The organism is Eudoraea sp. (genome assembly GCF_049669105.1).
In the GTDB taxonomy this organism is placed as follows: Bacteria; Bacteroidota; Bacteroidia; order Flavobacteriales; family Flavobacteriaceae; genus Eudoraea.
Genome location: NZ_JBATKE010000060.1, coordinates 32,207 through 49,803 on the forward strand (window position 1 = coordinate 32,207; position 17,597 = coordinate 49,803).

A 17,597-nucleotide genomic window follows, 5' to 3' on the forward strand; every position below is an offset into this window, starting at 1 on the left:
TTACTGCTGGTCTTTCTCTGTATTCCTATAGTAAATTTTATCTTCCAGCCATTCCAATACCGCTAAAGCATGTGGTTTGGGGAGTTTTTCGTAAAATTTTGAAACTTCAATTTGCTCCTTATTTTCAAATACCTCCTCAAGGCTATCGCTATAAGTTGCAAATTCTTCAAGCTTTTCCAGAAGTTCCTTTTTAATTTCAGAATTAATCTGGATTGCTCTTTTGGCAGTTATGGATATAGCCTCATAAATGTTATTTGTCTTTTCATCAAACTCATTTCTGTTGATGGTAACGGTAGATACCGGGGCTTTGGAATTCTTCAAATCGTTCATGTTCATTTTGAAAGGTTTTCTTGTTCAGAATAATTATTTAATTGTTCAACTACTTCTTCAATCAAATCATTGGCATCTTCTGCATATTTGGTTTCCGGGAAGTATTTGAACAAATTATTATATGCCATTTTTGCAGCCTCCAGACGCTCTTTTTTGCGATTCTCTGTACTGTTTAAAGCTATATTCGTTGTTGCTTCGATTTTAAGATAAAGAGCCTCCTCGTGATAAATTGATCCGGGGTTATCTGAAATAAAATTATCTAAGGCCGCTATTGCGGAAACGCTATAATCTAAAATATATGACTTTCCAAGTTTTGTAAATTGTTTGGCAACTTCAAAAGTTTTCTTTTCTTTCTTAGTTGTTAATTCCTTTGCCATAATATTTGCCTCAGCAAAGTACTCAGATTCAGGGTAAAGATTAATAAACAACTGCAATTTGGTTAAGGCCTTGTCCGTATCAGTCTGGTCTACAGAATACCTGGGTGAAAGTATATAATAACTTTTGGCTCCAAGGAATGCAGCTTCAGAGGCCTTATCACTTTTTGGATAGGACTTTAAAAAACGTTCAAACTGATAACCTGCAAAATTATAATCCTCAATTTCATAGTAACTGTTGGCAAAAAAGAACATTACCCGCTCTCCCTGTGGTTTACCCACATATCCCGGAGCTATTTGTTCTAATAAGCGATTTGCCTTTTTAAAATCCCCTTCATTATATAGCTTTTCTGCAAGTTCATACTTTGCCTTAGTATTAGGCTTTTTTAATACCTTCTGGTATTCACCACATGCATTTAAGGTAATACTGATTATGAGTAAGTAAAAAAGATTCTTGATTCTAAAAAACATTTTGCAAAATTAGTAATAATTGGCGGAATAAAAAACATTAATTAAGCACTAAGATACTACCTGAAAGGCCATTAAAAAGGAATTTTAATGAAGTTTTAACCCAATTTTGGCTTTTTCATTTCTACTGTAATACGACAAATTGCGGTTTCGAGATAAAATTCGACCATTAACCTAAGCTCTGATTTTAGCAAAAGTCCTCATAAACTCATTTATATGCCCTTTTAGTTTTGATGATGCTTCTACCAATGGTAAACGCACTGTTGGCCCACAAATACCATGAGTTTCCAAAACCGATTTAATCCCTGCGGGATTTCCCTCCTGGAAAATTAATTTCATTCCCTCTATCATCGCATTGTGCAAAGCATAGGCTTCTTTTTCCTTACCTTGTAATCCCAGCCTTATCATTCTGGAAAATTCATTTGGAAGACCTTGTCCCAAAACGGAAATAACCCCTGCTCCTCCTTCTGTTACGGTTGGTAATGCTGTAAAATCATCACCTGAAATCACCAAAAAATCTGAGGGTAATATATTTATCAGTCTTTTCAACTGAGTCATATCCCCTGAAGCTTCTTTTATTCCAACAATATTGGAACAATCATTCGCCAGTCTGAGAACCGTTTCCGGTTCAATATTACTTCCAGTTCTGCCAGGCACATTGTATAAAATGAGGGGCTTTTCAGAGGCTTGTGCCAAAGTTTTATAATGGCGGTAAATCCCCTCCTGAGTAGGCTTATTGTAGTAAGGTGATACGGATAAAACAGCCGTAAAATCCTTAAGATTGGATTGAAGTAATTCCTCAGTTAAAAGATGTGTGTTATTGCCTCCTATGCCAACAACAAGCGGAAGTCTTCCGGCGTTTTCTTCAACTACCACATCAATTACCAATTGTTTTTCAGCACTGGTAAGTGTTACAGATTCCCCCGTGGTACCTAAAACAACGAGGTAATCAATATTTCCTTCAATGCAAAAATTTACGACGCGTTTTAAGGCGTCAATGTCAATAGATAAATCAAGATTAAAGGGAGTAATCAATGCAACCCCGGTTCCTAATAAATTTTTCATAGTTAAATCAAGCATCAATTTCGCCCAACACTTTAAGATATTTTTTAAGCTCTCTCTTAAAAGTATTAAAGTCTGTGAGCGATGTCTCTAATATCAGATCATTATGTCTTTCGTCTATCTCCGCAAAACCAACATTAATTCTTGCTCTGGTCTTTATAGACATCAACTGGAGCATTAAATTCTCCTGATTATAATAATTTACCAACATGTCATATTCCCTGCTCAAAAACTCCAGGGCATAACTGTTCTCTATGGCTCCATGCCAGCCAAGGTCCTTATCTGAAAAAACAGGAGTTGCATAAGGTGAATTTTTATCGTAAAAGCTTTTATAACCAATAATTTTAACCGCATTGGGCCTTAGTTTAAAGTCTTCTACAAATTCATAAAACAATTCCGCTTTATCAAATTTATCCAGATCTACAATTATGGCAATTGATGTAATACCATTTTTGCGCACAACCGCTTCTGGCGGATTTTCAAATTGTTCCTTTAAATATTTTAACCCGGATTTGTATTTAAATTTATCTTTGAGTGCCTTTAAAAACATGTACCTTTACCTTTAGGCAAATGTAATTAATATCCAAGCAACTATGACGCTAAGATAAGAAGGATAATGATTTTAAAAATACAACATTTTGTTATTTTTGTAACAATTACTTGTCTCTGCGCTTGCAATGACGCACCGAAAAAGCTTAGTAAAATATCTGGTAAGCAGCTGCCAATAACAGATTCTATAAATGTTACAGATTCAATAGATATTTTCGTAGCTCCCTATCGAAAGCGTGTGAACGAGGTTTTGGATAGTACATTGGCCTTTGCTCCTACTCAAATCACCAAGAAAGATGGTAAATATAATACCTCAGCAGGGAACTTAATGGCTGATATTATCCTTAGCGAAGCTAATCCTATTTTCAAATCGAGAACCGGACATGAAATAGATTTTGTAATTTCAAATTACGGCGGTATTCGAAGTATAATTTCTGAAGGCAAGGTAAGTGCGAGAACAGCTTATGAAGTAATGCCATTTGATAATTCAATAGTGGTTGTTGCAATTAAAGGAAAGTCTGTCCGGGATTTGATTTCCTTTCTAATAAACGCAAAAAATCCGCATCCAATAGCAGGTATACAGATTGTTTTGAATAATAACGAAACCCTTAAGGATGTGAATATTCAGGGGTTGCCTTTTGATGAAAATAGAACTTATTACGTGGCTACTTCAAATTATCTGGCAGATGGAGGTAACGAGATGGGATTTTTCGGGGATGGTCTCAATACGGTTGATTTAAATTATTTGATTAGGAATGCAATGATTGATTATTTTAAAAAAGTAGATACCCTTACTGCCAAAGTGGACGACAGATTTATTAAAATTGAATAAAATGAAGAGACGGGAATTTATAACAAATTCATTTGCCAGCAGCGCATACATAGGTATGGGTGGACTTAGCTTGAATAGTTGTGATTTTCAAAATTCAAAACGCATTACGATACTGCATACCAATGACGTGCATAGTCATATAGATCCTTTTCCCAACGAACATAATTCGTTTCCGAATATGGGTGGTATTGCCAGAAGGGCCACATTGATTCAAAAAATCCGAGAGGAAAATCCATATACCCTTTTATTAGATGCCGGAGATATTTTCCAGGGCACCCCTTATTTTAATTTTTATGGCGGAGAATTGGAATTTAAATTGATGAGCATGCTTAAATATGACGCGGCCACAATTGGCAATCATGACTTTGATAATGGTATTGAAGGCCTTTTAGCCCAGCTGCCATTTGCCGAGTTTAAATTACTCTCGGCCAATTATGATTTTACCAATACCGTGATGAATGGCTTCGTAGAAGCATACAATACATTTATGGTCAATGGCATAAAAATTGGTGTATTTGGATTGGGAATAAAGCTTGCAGGCCTTGTGGGTGAAGACCTTTTTAAAGAGACGGTATATCTTAATCCTATTGAAATTGCACAGGATATGAGTGCTCTATTAAAAAAAGAAGAACAATGTGATTTGGTTATTTGTTTATCACATTTAGGTTACTCCTACGAAGATGATCAAAGGCCAAGTGACTTAAAGCTAGCTGCAAAAACAGATAATATTGATCTTATTATAGGTGGACATACCCATACATTTTTAGACAAACCCGTTATTAGACAAAATCGCTTAGATAAGTCGGTTTTAGTGAATCAGGTTGGCTGTTATGGAATAAATCTGGGGAGAATCGATTTTTATTTTGATTCTAAAAAGAATATTCAGACAGAGGGAATTTCTATTACGGTCTAATCCTTACTAAATCGTTATTTTTCAAAATGTCATGAAAGTAAATGGCCTGATATGTGAAGGACATGGGGTAGCTTCGGGTAAGTCTGATAATCAAAGATATCCGAGGGGAACATTGCATAAACAACTTCCCTATTTTAAAGAAAAAGGATTAGATCTGTCTGACTATTTTTTAGGAACCCTCAATCTGGATATTTCACCTTATCATCATAAAATAGGAAAGCCAAAATATTATTTTAAAAGTGTTCCATGGTCTGATTATATCCCACCTGAAAATTTTTACTTTTTTGATGTTATTCTTTTCTTCGGGGGTATAGAGCACAAAGGATTAATTTATATGCCTGATCCTCTTACCAAGGTTGATCATATTCAGGAACTAACAATCCTGGAGCTAATTCTGCCAAGAATTTCCGGGCTTTCATATGGGAAAAAGGTTTGTATTGAAATTGTAGATGAACAACTGCACTTGTTTAAGTTATAGAAATCTGTTGCAATCGGGATTATGGCTTATCCGGACCAATTCAGCATCTAGCTGTTTAGGACATATTCTACCAAAACTCGGAATTCTTCCCGTAATGTAGAATTTGGATAGTGCTTATTTGCTCTTCTGTACCAATAATCAGCGTTGAATCGATCCCCCTCCTTGCGATGCAGATATGCATGTATCCACGAACCTAAATCAGAAGGAATATCCTGAGCAATATTATGAGATGCATTCCAATCTCCTTTGGCATCATACCAAAGTGCTTTTAATGGTAATGGCCATAGCTCAGATGGATGTTCATTTTGTTGGGTTTTTAAAAATTCCTGGAAACTTCCCGGAGTATTCATATTGAGCCTGGATAAATTAAATACTTACTTCGGACATTTTTACCCGTGTTTGGTCCTTTTTGATTTGAATTAAAAAGAGAATAAAGCGTTCTTGATAATTACTATAAAAATAATCTAAAACTTAACACAATTATTATGAAAAAAACTTCGATTTCTTATTTGCTAATGGCTATGTTCTTACTAGGCACAGTGGTAATAACTACGGCTCAGGAGGCAGACGCCCCCATGTGGGAATCTATTGTACTAACACCCGATAACACTAAGTTAAAAGTTCTTAGTGAAAACATGAGGGCTCACAATCAAAAATACCATAAAGAGGGTCCTTATAAGACTACCGTTTACCAAATATCCAGTGGCCCGGATATTGGCAAAATTGTATGGATGATGGGACCACTAAAATATGCACACCTCGATTCCAGACCATCTGCAGGAGGCCATGATGAAGATTGGCGAGATAACGTCATGGCTTATGTAAAGAAAATGGAACACGGAGAATATTGGAAAGGCGATGTTAAACTGTCTAATACAGATATGTTAACTGATGATCCTTCACTCTACCCTATTCAATTTATCAGATATTGGGAAGTTAATCTTGAGCACTCTCATAACGCAGAGAGTATGTTAACCATGGTTAGCAAAACTATTAAAGCTATGGAAGGTAACAATGCATGGGGCGTTTATTATAACGAATTTAGACAAGGGTCAAAAATTGGCCGACACATTGCTACTGTAGGCTTTTATAAAAATTGGGCAGAGTTCGATGAAGCGCCTACCTTTAAGAAAACTTTTTCTAAAGTTCATGGGGAGGATAAATGGGACGCCTTTGTCCGAAACATGGATCAGGTAATGGATAATAGTTGGGATGAAATATGGGTATACGATAAAGAGCTTAGTGGAGATTAATATTCTGTAAAACACACTTTTTAAACCCTCTTTTTCCTCTAAAAAGAGGGTTTTTAATTGATCATTGCCAAAAAATCGTCTTCTGAAATAATTGGAATCCCCAATTTATCTGCCTTCTCTTTTTTACTGGGCCCCATATTAGCGCCCGCCACTACATAAGAAGTCTTTGAAGAAATAGAAGAGCTTACTTTACCCCCATTATCTTCAATATTCTTTTTCAATTCCGTTCTACTTACTTTTTCAAATACCCCGGAAACCACAAAAGTCTGACCCTTAAGTTTTTCAGTTTGGCCTTCTAGCTGTTCATCCGTCAGTGAAAACTGTAAACCATACTCTTTAAGTCGGTTTATGAGTTCTCTGTTCTTTTCCTCACTAAAGAAATTCACCGTACTTTCTGCAATTCTCTCCCCTATTTCATCCACCATTTCCAGCTCATTTGCGGTGGCAACCATTATTGCATCTATATTCTTATAAGCCTTGGCCAGTTTCTTAGCCACAGTTTCCCCTACATATCGTATACCAAGTCCAAATAACACGCGTTCAAAAGGAATATTAACAGATGCGGCTACCCCATTAATCAAATTTTCGGCAGACTTCTCTGCCATGCGCTCCAAAGGCATTAGCTGATCTTTTGTTAGTGTAAACAGATCGGCATAATTCTTTATTAGGCCCTCATTATATAGCAATTCTACGGTTTCACTTCCCAAACCTTCAATATCCAGTGCTTTTCTGGAAATGAAATGTTGGATTCTCCCGGTAATCTGGGGCGGACAGCTGCTTTCATTAGGACAAAAATGCTGGGCCTCCCCTGCTTTTCTAATCAACTCCGTTGCACATTCAGGGCAGTTTGTAATATACCTGGTGGGTATAGAGTTTAATGGGCGTTTTGACAAATCAACACCGACAATTTTAGGGATAATTTCACCACCTTTTTCTACATAAACGGTATCCCCTTCTCGTATATCAAGCTTGGCTATTTGATCAGCATTATGCAATGAAGCTCTTTTAACCGTAGTTCCCGCCAAGAGCACTGGTTGTAAATTTGCAACAGGTGTAATGGCTCCGGTTCTACCTACCTGATAGCTGATTTTATTAAGAATTGTTACTGCTTGTTCCGTCTTAAATTTATAGGCCAGAGCCCACCGGGGCGACTTCGCTGTATAACCCAATTCCTCCTGTTGCTGGAGGCTGTTAACCTTTACCACTACACCATCGGTTTCATAAGGAAGACTATGGCGCTCAATGTCCCAATACTCCAAAAACTCCATCACTTCTTCAGTTGTTTTACAAAGCTTAGCCGCAGAAGGCACTTTAAAACCCCATTCACGCGCTTTTAGAAGCATTTCAAATTGGGATGAAAAATTTAGATTACTTCCAGTAATTCCGTAAAGTAGGCATTCCAAAGGTCTTTCTGCAACCAGTGAACTGTCTTGTAATTTAAGACTTCCGGCAGCCGTGTTCCGGGGATTCATATAAGGGTCTTCCCCATTATTGATACGCTCTTCATTCATTTTAGCGAAACCATCTATGGGTAGTACAATTTCGCCCCGAATATCAAATTTAGACGGAAAATCTCCCCGTAATCTTAGGGGCACAGATTTTATGGTTCTTATGTTTGCAGTTACGTCATCGCCCTGAAATCCATCACCTCTTGTAACCCCTCTGACAAGTTCTCCATTTTCATAAGTCAGGCTAATGGAGGCACCATCATACTTTAATTCACAAGTAAAACTTACCGCGGAATCTCCCAAAATGCGCAACACGCGCTTTTCCCAGTCCAATAGCTCTTCTTTAGAATAAGAGTTGTCCAATGAATACATCCTATGCTCATGAACTACCGTCTCAAAATTCTTTGTGACTGTACCTCCTACTCGCATGGTCGGGGAAGTTGTATCCATATATTCAGGGTGCTGCTCCTCTAATGCCTGCAACTCCTTTAATTTCATATCAAACTCATAATCCGATATAGTTGGACTGGCGAGCACATAATATTTATGGTTGTGTTCCCTTAGTTCGCGGCGTAAGGCTTCAATTTTTTCCTTGATAGTCATTAAAGTTGATCTTTATTTATCCATTTGGGTACATGCTGAGGGCGATAATGCATCATCTTATCCAATAAACCATTAATTGAATGGTCTATAAGTATCATATCATAGTTTTCCTGTTTGACAAATCCTTGATCAACCATTGTTTTTAGCATCCCCATTAAACTATTGTAAAATCCGTTAATATTTAGAATACCGATAGGTTTGTGATGCAATCCCAATTGAGCCCATGTAATCATTTCAAAAAATTCCTCCAAAGTACCATAACCTCCAGGCAGCATGATTACGCCTTCGGACATTTCATGCATTTTCAATTTACGCACATGCATATTATCTGTTACGATCAATTTTGTTAGACCTGTATGAAATACTTCTTTGAGTTTAAGGAAATCCGGGATAATTCCAATCACGTTTCCTGAATGATCCAGTGCACCCTGCGCCAACTTACCCATTACACCAATCCTCGCTGCTCCATAAACGAGTTTGATAGATCGTTCTGCCATTTCCTTCCCCAAAGAATAAGCCCTATCCAATATAAGGGGGTCGTTTCCTTCACTACTACCACAAAAGACTACAATACTATTCATTTACTAAATGTTCTCCGGACTCTAAAAATATTAAAAAGACAATTAAAATACATTCTGAATTTATCCAGCTTGCTTAGCTTTAATCATTCTGTCGTTTCCAAAGATATCTTTTCTAAGTTCAATTTCAGAAAAACTGAATTCTTCCAAAAGCAATTTTACGGCTTCACCTAAATATTGATTTATTTCCATATAAAGAACACCATTTGGATTTAAACTATTTTTTGCCAGTTTGGCGATTGGTCTATAGAAAAGTAAGGGATCCTTATCAGGAACAAACAATGCCAAATAAGGTTCATTTTTGAGGACATTGGTATGCATTTTGTCTTTCTCCATTTCTCTGACATACGGTGGATTAGAAATTATAAGGTCGTAGTTTTCCTTTAAGGAGGCAATCTTTAAAATATCGGCTTGCATAAATTCAATATCCACATCATTCTTTAGCGCATTTTTTTCGGCTACTTCCAGTGCGGATTTGGAAATATCCATTGCCGTAGCCTCTATATTTGGTTTTAGTTTTGAAAGAGAAATTGCAATGCAACCACTTCCGGTGCCAATATCAATGACTTTAAGATTATTATCTATATTTTCAAAATCTTCAAGCACCCAGTTTACCAATTCTTCTGTTTCAGGTCTTGGAATCAGAACAGACTCATTTACCATAATTTTCAAATCCATAAAAGTAGTCTCTCCCAAAACATACTGAATTGGTTGTTCATTCTTTAGTTTTGACAAACCCCCAAACATAATTTGTTCTTCCTCCTTAGTAATAACAATCCCGGGATCTATCGCCAGAATAAATCGCTCTAACCCAAAATAGTGCTCTATCATTAAATAAAACATGCTGTCTACTTCCTCTTTGGGATAGTACTCATCCAATTCCTTATGAAATATTTCCTTTATTTCCTTTAACAACATTTTTTCTTACGCTATATTCTTTCAAATTTAAAACTACAAAAATCAGGTATTCCATGAATGTCTATAGTATCCTTATTCTTCTGGAATATCCTACTTTTGCCAAGTGAAGATACACGAAAAATATATGCGTCGATGCATTGAATTGGGCAAAAAAGCCTTGGGCTCTTCCCCTCCAAATCCAATGGTTGGAAGCCTTATAATCCATCAGGATAAAATAATCGGGGAAGGCTTCACCAGTCAATATGGGGGTCCACATGCAGAAGTAAATGCAATAAATTCTGTTGCTGACAAATCACTTTTAAAAGAAGCTACTCTTTATGTTACCCTGGAGCCCTGCTCCCATTATGGGAAAACTCCACCATGTGCCGATCTTATAATCAAAAACAATTTGCAAAAAGTGATTATAGGTATTCAGGATCCTAATATTAAAGTATCAGGGCGAGGCATAAAAAAGCTTAAGGAAGCCGGATGTGAAGTATTACAAGGAGTTTTAGAAGATGAGTGCAGGAAGCACCATAGGCGTTTTTTGACCTTTCAGGAAAAACAGAGACCCTATATTATTTTGAAATGGGCAGAGACTAAAGATGGATTTATTGCCCCCAATACAGACAAGCGTAAAGCAAAGCCAGAACCGCATTGGATTAGTAATTCCTATGCAAGGCAACGTGTACATCAATGGCGCAGTGAACAACAGGCAATATTAGTGGGGACAAACACCGCTTTGTTAGATAATCCCAGATTAGATGTTCGTTCATGGAAAGGGACCTCCCCCATTCGAATAATTATTGACAAAGCATTAAAACTGCCAATGGATCTTAATATCTATGACAATTCTAACCGAACTATAATTCTAACTGAGCTGGAAGATAAAACAAAGATTAAGGAAGGGGTTGAATACGAGATCATTGATTTTAAGAAGAATATAGCCGAAGAAACCTGCAGGGTATTGTTTGAAAAAAATATATCCAGTGTCCTGATTGAAGGGGGGGCTCTCACCTTAGCTACTTTTATCAATGCCGGCCTATGGGATGAAGCGAGAATAATTACTGGGGATATTGCCTTTGGTACCGGCACAAAAGCGCCATATATTGAGGGCAAACTAGTTAATACAGAAATCATGGGTAATAATACCATAAAGACACTCTTGCATGATTGAGAATATCATCTTTGATTTTGGAGATGTCTTCATAAACCTGGACAAACAAGCAACTGCCAGGGAAATGCAGGTATATGGTTTTAAAAACCTTACCCCTGAACTGGAAACATTATTTGCAGCTTATGAAAAAGGATTAATAACAACTGAGCATTTCCTTGATCAAACTAATCATTTGTTTCCCAAAGCAAACAGATTGGATTTAATTCACGCCTGGAATTCCATAATTCTCGATTTCCCAGAACAACGATTAAAATTTATAGAAAAATTGGCCAAAGAGGAAGATTACCGTCTTTTCCTTTTAAGTAATACGAATGAATTGCACATAGAATTTGTAAAGCAGAGAATGGGTAAAGAAAGGTATGTACGTTTTAAAAACTGTTTTGAAAAATTCTATTTATCTCATGAGATTAATTTGAGAAAACCCGAACCAGCTATCTTCGAATATGTACTAAAATCAAATAATCTCAAGGCAGATAAAACGTTTTTTGTAGATGACAGTAAGGAACATACTTCTGCAGCTGCAGAATTAGGTATTAACTGTTGGCATCTTAAGGTTGGTAAAGAGGATATTTTAGACCTAAATACTCAAATATTAAAATGTTAGACCTTTCTTTAAGCATCCTTTTTTCAAGTCTGATATTTGTAATTTTTAAATTATTTGACACACACAAGATCCAGACTATTTATGCTATAATTATAAATTATATTACCGCCTGTCTCGTAGGAATTCTATTTTATAACAAGCCCATTCAGTTTTATGAAATTCCAAAAAATGACTGGTTTTATGGTACGCTGTTATTAGGTGTGCTGTTTATCGTGGTCTTTAATCTTATGGCAAAGACTTCACAGCGCCTGGGAGTATCGGTAGCGTCTGTTGCCACCAAAATGTCTTTCGTGATACCTGTGATATTAGGACTGTTATTATATAACGAAAAACTGGGCTTCTTTAAAACATCCGGTATTGCACTGGCACTGGCTGCGGTATATTTTGCATCTGTGAAAGATACTCCCCGAGCAGTTCAAAAAAGATCTCTTTTGTTGCCTGTGATGGTGTTTTTAGGTTCCGGCATAATTGACGCCAGTATAAAATACATGGAAGAAAATCATGTTTCGACCAATGAATTTCCAATATTTTCTGCGACTGTTTTTGGCGCTGCAGCTTGTACCGGAGTCTTGTTTATTCTTTTAAGATCTTTTAAAGTACCCTTAAAACTCAATTTCAAAAATGTTTTAGGGGGTATTGCATTAGGGATTCCTAACTTCTTCTCTATTTTCTTTTTATTAAGAGCGCTTCAAAATGAAACGCTGAACAGTGCCTCCATTTTTACACTAAATAATGTTGCCATTGTAATGTTTTCTACCTTGCTCGGTATTGTATTATTCAAAGAAAAGATCAGCCCTAAAAACTGGGGAGGTATTGTGTTGGCCGTTATAAGTATCATTCTAGTAGCATTCTTTTGATGGAAAATAAAATTGGTATATATAGAACAGTATCCAAAGCATCAGACGGCATCCTTTATAAAGACCGCAAGAGTAAATTTTATGCGTATACTTTTCCAGTAACAAATGAGAAGAATATAAAACCAATTATAGAAAACATTCGCAAAAAGCATCCAACGGCGAATCATGTTTGCTATGCATGGAAAATAGGTATAGAAAAACAAAGGCATAGAGCAAATGACGATGGGGAACCAACTAATTCGGCAGGAGCTCCAATATACGGTCAAATAAAATCTTTTGGATTAACCAATGTTGTGATAGCTGTAGCTCGTATTTTTGGAGGCACTAAATTGGGCGTTGGTGGCCTTATATCAGCTTATCGTACAGCAGCACAATTAGCTTTGGAATCTTCTTCAATTATAGAAAAGTCGGTTAAAGTCAACTATAAACTATGTTTCAGTTATCCGCTGCTGAGCAAAGTAATGCGGGTAATTAAACAAAACCCAATAGAAATCATTACGCAGGAAATGTCACTGGACTGTATTATTGAAATATCAGTAAAACTTAGGGATGTGGCTCAGACAGAAAACATAATTAAGAGTATCCACGGAGTCTCCATATCGAAATTAGATGACTAGTATTTTAACAGCTATTTTCATCCAGACTAAGTTAGTTCATCTATTGAATCATTATCATTATTTAGCAGTTTATCCATCAGGTAATCAGGGCATTTAACCGGTTTTTTGGTCTTAGCATTTATAAATGCCAAAACGGTGTTTGCCTCCACTAAAAGTTCCTCCGCTTCATTGTAAATTTCATAGTCAAATTCTATTCTAACAGAGGGTGTTTTTTTAAGTCTTGTAACCACGGTTAAAAGATCATCATAAACCGCAGATTTATTAAATTTTAGTTGTAAGGAAATTACGGGTAACATAATTCCGTTTTCTTCCATGCTTTTGTAAGAAATACCCAAAGACCTTAACCATTCGACTCTTCCCATCTCCAGGTATTGCGGATAATTCCCATGATACACCACACCCATTTGATCAGTTTCTCCGTAACGAACCCTAAAAGAAAATCGATAAAAAAGCATAATTTATCAGCTAAAAACTATATATTTATTATGAGACCTAAAACGGGTGGCGAACATGCAAAAAAAAAAGAGAAAATTCAACCCAAAATGATTTTTTTTTTAGAATATTTGTTCACATATTTGTCTCGCTCTAAAGAATGCCAAAATAGGCATTTTCTTTGACCAACTTAGATAAATCTCTAACCAACAATATAAGATAATCTTTAATATGAGTGTTACTGCTAATTCCGTTTGGAAAAATTGCTTGGCTTTTATCCAAGATAATATCCAACCGCAGGCATTCAAAACATGGTTTGAGCCTATCAAACCAGTGAAATTATCTGATAACGCATTAAGTATTCAGGTTCCCAGTAAGTTCTTCTACGAATGGCTGGAAGAACACTATGTCAAGTTACTTAAGGTTGCACTCACCAAAGAACTTGGAGAAAATGCAAAGCTGGTGTATATCATTAAGATGGAGAATACCTATGGGAACAGAGAACCTTTTACTGAACAAATTCCAAGTTCTAACAGGGGTAGTGTTAATCCTCAGGAAATGGATGTTCCTATAAAATCTAAAAATCCGGAATTAAAAAATCCTTTTGTAATCCCGGGTATACGAAATATAAAGATAGAATCTCAGCTTAACCCTAATTACAATTTTGATAATTTCCTGGAAGGTGATTCCAACAGGCTGGCAAGATCTGCCGGTATGGCTGTTGCCAATAAGCCCGGTGGAACTTCTTTTAATCCTCTTTTAATATTCGGAGGTGTAGGACTGGGCAAGACACATCTGGCACATGCAATAGGTGTTGAAATTAAAGATAAATATCCGGAACGCACTGTTCTCTATATATCTGCTGAAAAATTCACTCAACAGTATATTGAATCTGTAAAGAAAAACACTAGAAATGATTTTATTCATTTTTATCAGTTAATCGATGTACTCATAATTGATGATGTGCAATTCTTATCAGGGAAATCTGGTACACAAGATGTTTTCTTTCATATTTTCAATCATTTACACCAAAATGGAAAACAGGTTATTCTAACTTCAGATAAGGCGCCTGTAGACATGCAGGATATTGAACAGCGTTTACTTTCCCGATTTAAATGGGGATTATCCGCGGAGCTTCAAAACCCTGATTATGAAACCCGCATATCCATTTTAAGAAACAAACTATACAGGGATGGTGTTGAAATGCCCGATGATATAGTTGAATATGTTGCCAAACATATTAAAACAAATATCAGAGAATTAGAAGGTGCTATAATTTCCCTTATTGCCCAATCTTCCTTCAATAAGAAAGAAGTTACTCTTGAATTGGCGCAACAGGTAGTTGAAAAATTTGTAAAAAACACAAAAAGGGAAGTTTCCATAGACTACATACAAAAAGTTGTTTCTGATTACTTTGAAATGGATGTAGCCACATTGCAATCCAAAACGAGGAAACGACATATCGTTCAAGCGCGACAGTTGGCTATGTTTTTTGCCAAAAAATTTACTAAAGCTTCGTTGGCAAGTATCGGTTCCCAGATTGGTAAAAGGGATCATGCAACCGTACTTCACGCATGCAAAACGGTGGATAATCTTGCCGAAACGGATAAGCAGTTTAGAAAATACATCGAAGATCTAACAAAGAAACTTTCCTGATCAAGTTATGCAAACAAAGGTTCTTATGGTATGCCTGGGTAATATCTGCAGGTCGCCATTAGCCGAAGGCATATTAAAATCGAAAACCGATTCCCAGTTTGTGCTGGTTGATTCTGCTGGTACCGCGGGATATCATATTGGAAATAATCCTGATCAAAGGTCTGTTGCCGTTGCAAAAAAATATGGAATAGATATATCCGGACAAAGATGCCGAAAATTCAGTTATATCGACTTTGCTCAATTTGACATTATTTATGCTATGGACTTAAGTAATTATAATGACATCATGGCTTTAACTAATGATAAAAATGAAATTGAAAAGGTAAAACTTTTATTGGAAGAGGGAAGTTCATCTGTAAAAGAAGTCCCCGATCCATATTACGGCGGAGCAGATGGTTTTGAAGAGGTTTATAATCTTATTAATGAAGCCTGTACTGTGATTGCTGAAAAATTAAATTCAAAACGGAGTTCACAAAATGCAAATTAATACTTCACAAGGCAAGTTATATATGATCCCAACTACTCTGGGTGAAAATGAACCTCTGGAAGTATTGCCGATTTCTATTAAGAGAATAATAGAAGAAATTGATTATTATATCGTAGAGAATGAAAAAACAGCAAGACGATTTATTAAAAAAATTAGTCCCAGAAAATCACAACCCAATTTAAACATTGCTCTTCTTAATAAATTTACAGATGCAGCAACCATTCCCTCTTTCCTTGATCCCTGTTTAGAAGGTCATAATGTGGGTGTTTTGTCTGAAGCCGGCTGCCCTGGAATTGCTGATCCAGGGTCTGAAGTAGTCCTAATCGCCCACCAGAAGGGAATAGCGGTAGTGCCGCTCGTTGGACCCTCTTCTATAATCTTAGCTCTTATGGCAAGCGGTCTTAATGGTCAAAATTTTGCATTCAACGGTTATCTGCCTATTGAAACTGCAGAGCGTAAAAAAGCTATTAAGAGATTTGAAAAAATTTCCAGGGAAAATAATCAAAGTCAGCTATTTATAGAAACTCCATATAGAAATAATAATCTGCTGGAGGAGTTTGTCAAAACACTTTCAAAAAATACCCGGCTTTGTGTAGCAACTGATATTACATTATCCACAGAATTTATTGTAACAAAATTAGCGGGTAATTGGATACCGGAATCCGTTGAACTCCATAAAAGACCCACAATTTTTATTATTCAGGCCTAAAACCCTGACTTTATCACTAAGGATTTTGGATATCTCGGGCTTATAACTCAATTATACTCTAGGGTTCCGAATTGCTGATATCTCAGAAATATCATATCCCGAAAACTTCTTTAAGTAATCCGCAAGACTCGTCCCATAGGCATCCTTGACATCCTTCCTGCCATTGGAGTATAAATACTTTATTACGTTACCCGGACCTGCTAAATGGGCAGCTGCTAATATTCCGGATTCTGTTATTTCAACACCCTTGACTTTTTTACCCACAAAATATTTGATGTATTTACGTAATATCCATTTGTTCCGAGAAATATTGGTATAAAATACTTTCTCCTGCAAACTTGGATCGTTTATAAATTTGGTAGCACTATAAACACCCATTAATTGCAGGGTTCCTATACCAAATTGATACTTACCCAGATAACCCAGAGTATTTATTATAAAGTAATTTCCTCGAGACTCTCTGAACGCGAGTGCCTCTTTGAATCCTATATAACAACTACCTAAAAAGGGAGGCGTTATAAAGGATGATTTGAAAGTTGTTCTGTTTTTGGGGAACAGAACTAGCGTAGGTTCCTTTACTTTTAGGGTTTCGGGGACATTAACTTCAGACTTCGTTGTAAACCCAAAACTAACTAAAACTAAAATCATGATAAGTGGACAAATTATAAATGGCCACTTCTTCATATTTGTGTTTTCTTAAGACTAACTACCAAAAAAAGGATGATATGCTTAAATTACTAATACAAAGATATAGCAGATTTGTACGAATATTCCTTAGAATATCTCAAAAGGCCTCTTTATTTGATGAGTTGCTTAAAATTTTGGGTGAATTGCCTACCGGTTAATATTTTGTTCGTTTATCCATCGGATGTATTGCGTTTTATTCCGGTTATGCTGCGCGAGGTCTATGGCAAACTTATGGTATCCAAAGTCCTCAACGTTTGCGACCATATAATAATAGTTATGTTTTTCCGGGTTTAGAACGGCATCTATAGAAGAAATATCGGGCATTGTTATTGGCCCGGGAGGAATGCCCGCATATTTATAGGTATTATAAGGTGAATTAAGCTGTAAATCCTTATACAATACTCGTTTGATTACCGTATCAAAGTTACCAAGTTCACGTTTTAAGGCGTAGATTACAGTAGGGTCTGCCTGAAGTAACATATTCTTTTTCAGCCTATTGAGATATAATCCCGCAACCCTTGGTCTCTCATCAACCTTGGCAGTTTCCTTTTGAACAATTGAAGCAAGGGCAATTACTTGTTCTTGC

The 17,597-nt window shown here is 36.4% G+C and carries 22 protein-coding genes; 11 read left to right on the forward strand and 11 right to left on the reverse strand.

The genetic code is table 11. The features are described 5' to 3' along the window. The 4 genes from WBM60_RS04950 to WBM60_RS04965 form a co-directional block, all read right to left on the reverse strand. A complete protein-coding gene (locus WBM60_RS04950) occupies positions 1–330 on the reverse strand; it encodes a DNA-directed RNA polymerase subunit omega (RefSeq protein WP_424259926.1) in 330 nt (109 codons plus the stop codon). A 2-nt stretch (positions 331–332) separates the two neighbouring features. Continuing rightward, entirely contained in the window at positions 333–1,175 is an 843-nt protein-coding gene (locus tag WBM60_RS04955) for an outer membrane protein assembly factor BamD (protein WP_424259919.1), read from the reverse strand. Between the two features lie 171 nt (positions 1,176–1,346). Continuing rightward, positions 1,347–2,237 (reverse strand): 4-hydroxy-tetrahydrodipicolinate synthase, encoded by an 891-nt coding sequence (dapA, locus tag WBM60_RS04960; protein WP_424259920.1) that lies wholly within the window; start codon positions 2,235–2,237, stop codon positions 1,347–1,349. Between the two features lie 7 nt (positions 2,238–2,244). Beyond that, positions 2,245–2,784 carry a DUF6913 domain-containing protein gene (locus WBM60_RS04965; RefSeq protein ID WP_424259921.1) on the reverse strand — a complete coding sequence of 180 codons (540 nt, stop codon included), beginning with the start codon at positions 2,782–2,784 and terminating at the stop codon, positions 2,245–2,247. A 66-nt stretch (positions 2,785–2,850) separates the two neighbouring features. Here WBM60_RS04965 and WBM60_RS04970 point away from each other — a divergent pair, with 66 nt between their 5' ends. The 3 genes from WBM60_RS04970 to WBM60_RS04980 are packed head-to-tail and all read left to right on the forward strand — an operon-like array spanning position 2,851 to position 5,006. Continuing rightward, the gene (locus tag WBM60_RS04970) at positions 2,851–3,615 is read left to right on the forward strand and encodes a 5'-nucleotidase C-terminal domain-containing protein (protein WP_424259922.1); all 765 of its coding nucleotides are present in this window, start codon (positions 2,851–2,853) and stop codon (positions 3,613–3,615) included. Position 3,616: 1 nt separating this feature from the next. Further along, positions 3,617–4,528: a bifunctional metallophosphatase/5'-nucleotidase gene (locus tag WBM60_RS04975; RefSeq protein ID WP_424276599.1), complete on the forward strand. Its 912-nt coding sequence runs from the start codon at positions 3,617–3,619 to the stop codon at positions 4,526–4,528. A 31-nt stretch (positions 4,529–4,559) separates the two neighbouring features. Beyond that, positions 4,560–5,006 carry a hypothetical protein gene (locus tag WBM60_RS04980; protein WP_424260423.1) on the forward strand — a complete coding sequence of 149 codons (447 nt, stop codon included), beginning with the start codon at positions 4,560–4,562 and terminating at the stop codon, positions 5,004–5,006. Between the two features lie 47 nt (positions 5,007–5,053). On the opposite strand, the gene WBM60_RS04985 is transcribed toward WBM60_RS04980, so the two are convergent. Continuing rightward, on the reverse strand, positions 5,054–5,356 hold the full coding sequence (locus WBM60_RS04985) for a hypothetical protein (protein ID WP_424260421.1): 303 nt from the start codon (positions 5,354–5,356) through the stop codon (positions 5,054–5,056). A 135-nt stretch (positions 5,357–5,491) separates the two neighbouring features. On the opposite strand from WBM60_RS04985, the gene WBM60_RS04990 reads away from it, so the two are divergent. Beyond that, positions 5,492–6,259, forward strand: coding sequence for a hypothetical protein (locus tag WBM60_RS04990; protein WP_424260419.1), 768 nt, complete (start codon positions 5,492–5,494; stop codon positions 6,257–6,259). 53 nt (positions 6,260–6,312) lie between these two features. On the opposite strand, the gene ligA is transcribed toward WBM60_RS04990, so the two are convergent. The 3 genes from ligA to prmC are packed head-to-tail and all read right to left on the reverse strand — an operon-like array spanning position 6,313 to position 9,806. Then, on the reverse strand, positions 6,313–8,310 hold the full coding sequence (gene ligA / locus WBM60_RS04995; RefSeq protein ID WP_424260417.1) for an NAD-dependent DNA ligase LigA: 1,998 nt from the start codon (positions 8,308–8,310) through the stop codon (positions 6,313–6,315). Further along, entirely contained in the window at positions 8,310–8,891 is a 582-nt protein-coding gene (locus WBM60_RS05000; RefSeq protein ID WP_424277515.1) for a TIGR00730 family Rossman fold protein, read from the reverse strand. The genes ligA and WBM60_RS05000 overlap by 1 nt, the downstream gene beginning before the upstream one ends. 60 nt (positions 8,892–8,951) lie before the next feature. After that, positions 8,952–9,806 carry a peptide chain release factor N(5)-glutamine methyltransferase gene (gene prmC, locus WBM60_RS05005; RefSeq protein ID WP_424282818.1) on the reverse strand — a complete coding sequence of 285 codons (855 nt, stop codon included), beginning with the start codon at positions 9,804–9,806 and terminating at the stop codon, positions 8,952–8,954. Positions 9,807–9,909: 103 nt separating this feature from the next. On the opposite strand from prmC, the gene ribD reads away from it, so the two are divergent. From ribD to WBM60_RS05025, 4 genes are read left to right on the forward strand one after another with little or no spacing between them, the layout of a single operon-like run. Further along, positions 9,910–10,962: a bifunctional diaminohydroxyphosphoribosylaminopyrimidine deaminase/5-amino-6-(5-phosphoribosylamino)uracil reductase RibD gene (gene ribD / locus WBM60_RS05010; protein ID WP_424260410.1), complete on the forward strand. Its 1,053-nt coding sequence runs from the start codon at positions 9,910–9,912 to the stop codon at positions 10,960–10,962. Further along, positions 10,955–11,566: an HAD-IA family hydrolase gene (locus tag WBM60_RS05015; protein WP_424260408.1), complete on the forward strand. Its 612-nt coding sequence runs from the start codon at positions 10,955–10,957 to the stop codon at positions 11,564–11,566. Before ribD ends, WBM60_RS05015 begins: the two co-directional genes overlap by 8 nt. Beyond that, the gene (locus WBM60_RS05020) at positions 11,560–12,423 is read left to right on the forward strand and encodes an EamA family transporter (RefSeq protein WP_424260406.1); all 864 of its coding nucleotides are present in this window, start codon (positions 11,560–11,562) and stop codon (positions 12,421–12,423) included. Before WBM60_RS05015 ends, WBM60_RS05020 begins: the two co-directional genes overlap by 7 nt. Then, positions 12,423–13,040 carry an IMPACT family protein gene (locus WBM60_RS05025; protein WP_424260404.1) on the forward strand — a complete coding sequence of 206 codons (618 nt, stop codon included), beginning with the start codon at positions 12,423–12,425 and terminating at the stop codon, positions 13,038–13,040. The genes WBM60_RS05020 and WBM60_RS05025 overlap by 1 nt, the downstream gene beginning before the upstream one ends. Before the next feature lie 26 nt (positions 13,041–13,066). On the opposite strand, the gene WBM60_RS05030 is transcribed toward WBM60_RS05025, so the two are convergent. Continuing rightward, positions 13,067–13,495 (reverse strand): acyl-CoA thioesterase, encoded by a 429-nt coding sequence (locus WBM60_RS05030; protein WP_424260402.1) that lies wholly within the window; start codon positions 13,493–13,495, stop codon positions 13,067–13,069. A gap of 208 nt (positions 13,496–13,703) precedes the next feature. Here WBM60_RS05030 and dnaA point away from each other — a divergent pair, with 208 nt between their 5' ends. From dnaA to WBM60_RS05045, 3 genes are read left to right on the forward strand one after another with little or no spacing between them, the layout of a single operon-like run. Continuing rightward, positions 13,704–15,128 carry a chromosomal replication initiator protein DnaA gene (dnaA, locus tag WBM60_RS05035; protein WP_424277517.1) on the forward strand — a complete coding sequence of 475 codons (1,425 nt, stop codon included), beginning with the start codon at positions 13,704–13,706 and terminating at the stop codon, positions 15,126–15,128. Between the two features lie 7 nt (positions 15,129–15,135). Next, positions 15,136–15,615 carry a low molecular weight protein-tyrosine-phosphatase gene (locus tag WBM60_RS05040; protein ID WP_424262105.1) on the forward strand — a complete coding sequence of 160 codons (480 nt, stop codon included), beginning with the start codon at positions 15,136–15,138 and terminating at the stop codon, positions 15,613–15,615. Beyond that, a complete protein-coding gene (locus WBM60_RS05045) occupies positions 15,605–16,324 on the forward strand; it encodes an SAM-dependent methyltransferase (RefSeq protein ID WP_424277518.1) in 720 nt (239 codons plus the stop codon). Before WBM60_RS05040 ends, WBM60_RS05045 begins: the two co-directional genes overlap by 11 nt. Positions 16,325–16,375: 51 nt before the next feature. Here the strand turns inward: WBM60_RS05045 and WBM60_RS05050 are convergent, their stop codons facing one another. After that, positions 16,376–16,972 carry a hypothetical protein gene (locus WBM60_RS05050; RefSeq protein ID WP_424278840.1) on the reverse strand — a complete coding sequence of 199 codons (597 nt, stop codon included), beginning with the start codon at positions 16,970–16,972 and terminating at the stop codon, positions 16,376–16,378. Between the two features lie 186 nt (positions 16,973–17,158). Continuing rightward, a partial coding sequence (gene mltG / locus WBM60_RS05055) for an endolytic transglycosylase MltG (RefSeq protein WP_424282819.1) occupies positions 17,159–17,597 on the reverse strand: 439 nt, incomplete at its 5' end.

What these genes read in the sequence shown, in the direction of transcription:
- WBM60_RS04950 (WP_424259926.1), bottom strand. Translation starts at nt 330, where the DNA reads ATGAACGATTTGAAGAATTCCAAAGCCCCGGTATCTACCGTTACCATC.
- WBM60_RS04955 (WP_424259919.1), bottom strand. Translation starts at nt 1,175, where the DNA reads ATGTTTTTTAGAATCAAGAATCTTTTTTACTTACTCATAATCAGTATT.
- dapA (WP_424259920.1), bottom strand. Translation starts at nt 2,237, where the DNA reads ATGAAAAATTTATTAGGAACCGGGGTTGCATTGATTACTCCCTTTAAT.
- WBM60_RS04965 (WP_424259921.1), bottom strand. Translation starts at nt 2,784, where the DNA reads ATGTTTTTAAAGGCACTCAAAGATAAATTTAAATACAAATCCGGGTTA.
- WBM60_RS04970 (WP_424259922.1), top strand. Translation starts at nt 2,851, where the DNA reads ATGATTTTAAAAATACAACATTTTGTTATTTTTGTAACAATTACTTGT.
- WBM60_RS04975 (WP_424276599.1), top strand. Translation starts at nt 3,617, where the DNA reads ATGAAGAGACGGGAATTTATAACAAATTCATTTGCCAGCAGCGCATAC.
- WBM60_RS04980 (WP_424260423.1), top strand. Translation starts at nt 4,560, where the DNA reads ATGAAAGTAAATGGCCTGATATGTGAAGGACATGGGGTAGCTTCGGGT.
- WBM60_RS04985 (WP_424260421.1), bottom strand. Translation starts at nt 5,356, where the DNA reads ATGAATACTCCGGGAAGTTTCCAGGAATTTTTAAAAACCCAACAAAAT.
- WBM60_RS04990 (WP_424260419.1), top strand. Translation starts at nt 5,492, where the DNA reads ATGAAAAAAACTTCGATTTCTTATTTGCTAATGGCTATGTTCTTACTA.
- ligA (WP_424260417.1), bottom strand. Translation starts at nt 8,310, where the DNA reads ATGACTATCAAGGAAAAAATTGAAGCCTTACGCCGCGAACTAAGGGAA.
- WBM60_RS05000 (WP_424277515.1), bottom strand. Translation starts at nt 8,891, where the DNA reads ATGAATAGTATTGTAGTCTTTTGTGGTAGTAGTGAAGGAAACGACCCC.
- prmC (WP_424282818.1), bottom strand. Translation starts at nt 9,806, where the DNA reads ATGTTGTTAAAGGAAATAAAGGAAATATTTCATAAGGAATTGGATGAG.
- WBM60_RS05015 (WP_424260408.1), top strand. Translation starts at nt 10,955, where the DNA reads ATGATTGAGAATATCATCTTTGATTTTGGAGATGTCTTCATAAACCTG.
- WBM60_RS05020 (WP_424260406.1), top strand. Translation starts at nt 11,560, where the DNA reads ATGTTAGACCTTTCTTTAAGCATCCTTTTTTCAAGTCTGATATTTGTA.
- WBM60_RS05025 (WP_424260404.1), top strand. Translation starts at nt 12,423, where the DNA reads ATGGAAAATAAAATTGGTATATATAGAACAGTATCCAAAGCATCAGAC.
- WBM60_RS05030 (WP_424260402.1), bottom strand. Translation starts at nt 13,495, where the DNA reads ATGCTTTTTTATCGATTTTCTTTTAGGGTTCGTTACGGAGAAACTGAT.
- dnaA (WP_424277517.1), top strand. Translation starts at nt 13,704, where the DNA reads ATGAGTGTTACTGCTAATTCCGTTTGGAAAAATTGCTTGGCTTTTATC.
- WBM60_RS05040 (WP_424262105.1), top strand. Translation starts at nt 15,136, where the DNA reads ATGCAAACAAAGGTTCTTATGGTATGCCTGGGTAATATCTGCAGGTCG.
- WBM60_RS05045 (WP_424277518.1), top strand. Translation starts at nt 15,605, where the DNA reads ATGCAAATTAATACTTCACAAGGCAAGTTATATATGATCCCAACTACT.
- WBM60_RS05050 (WP_424278840.1), bottom strand. Translation starts at nt 16,972, where the DNA reads ATGATTTTAGTTTTAGTTAGTTTTGGGTTTACAACGAAGTCTGAAGTT.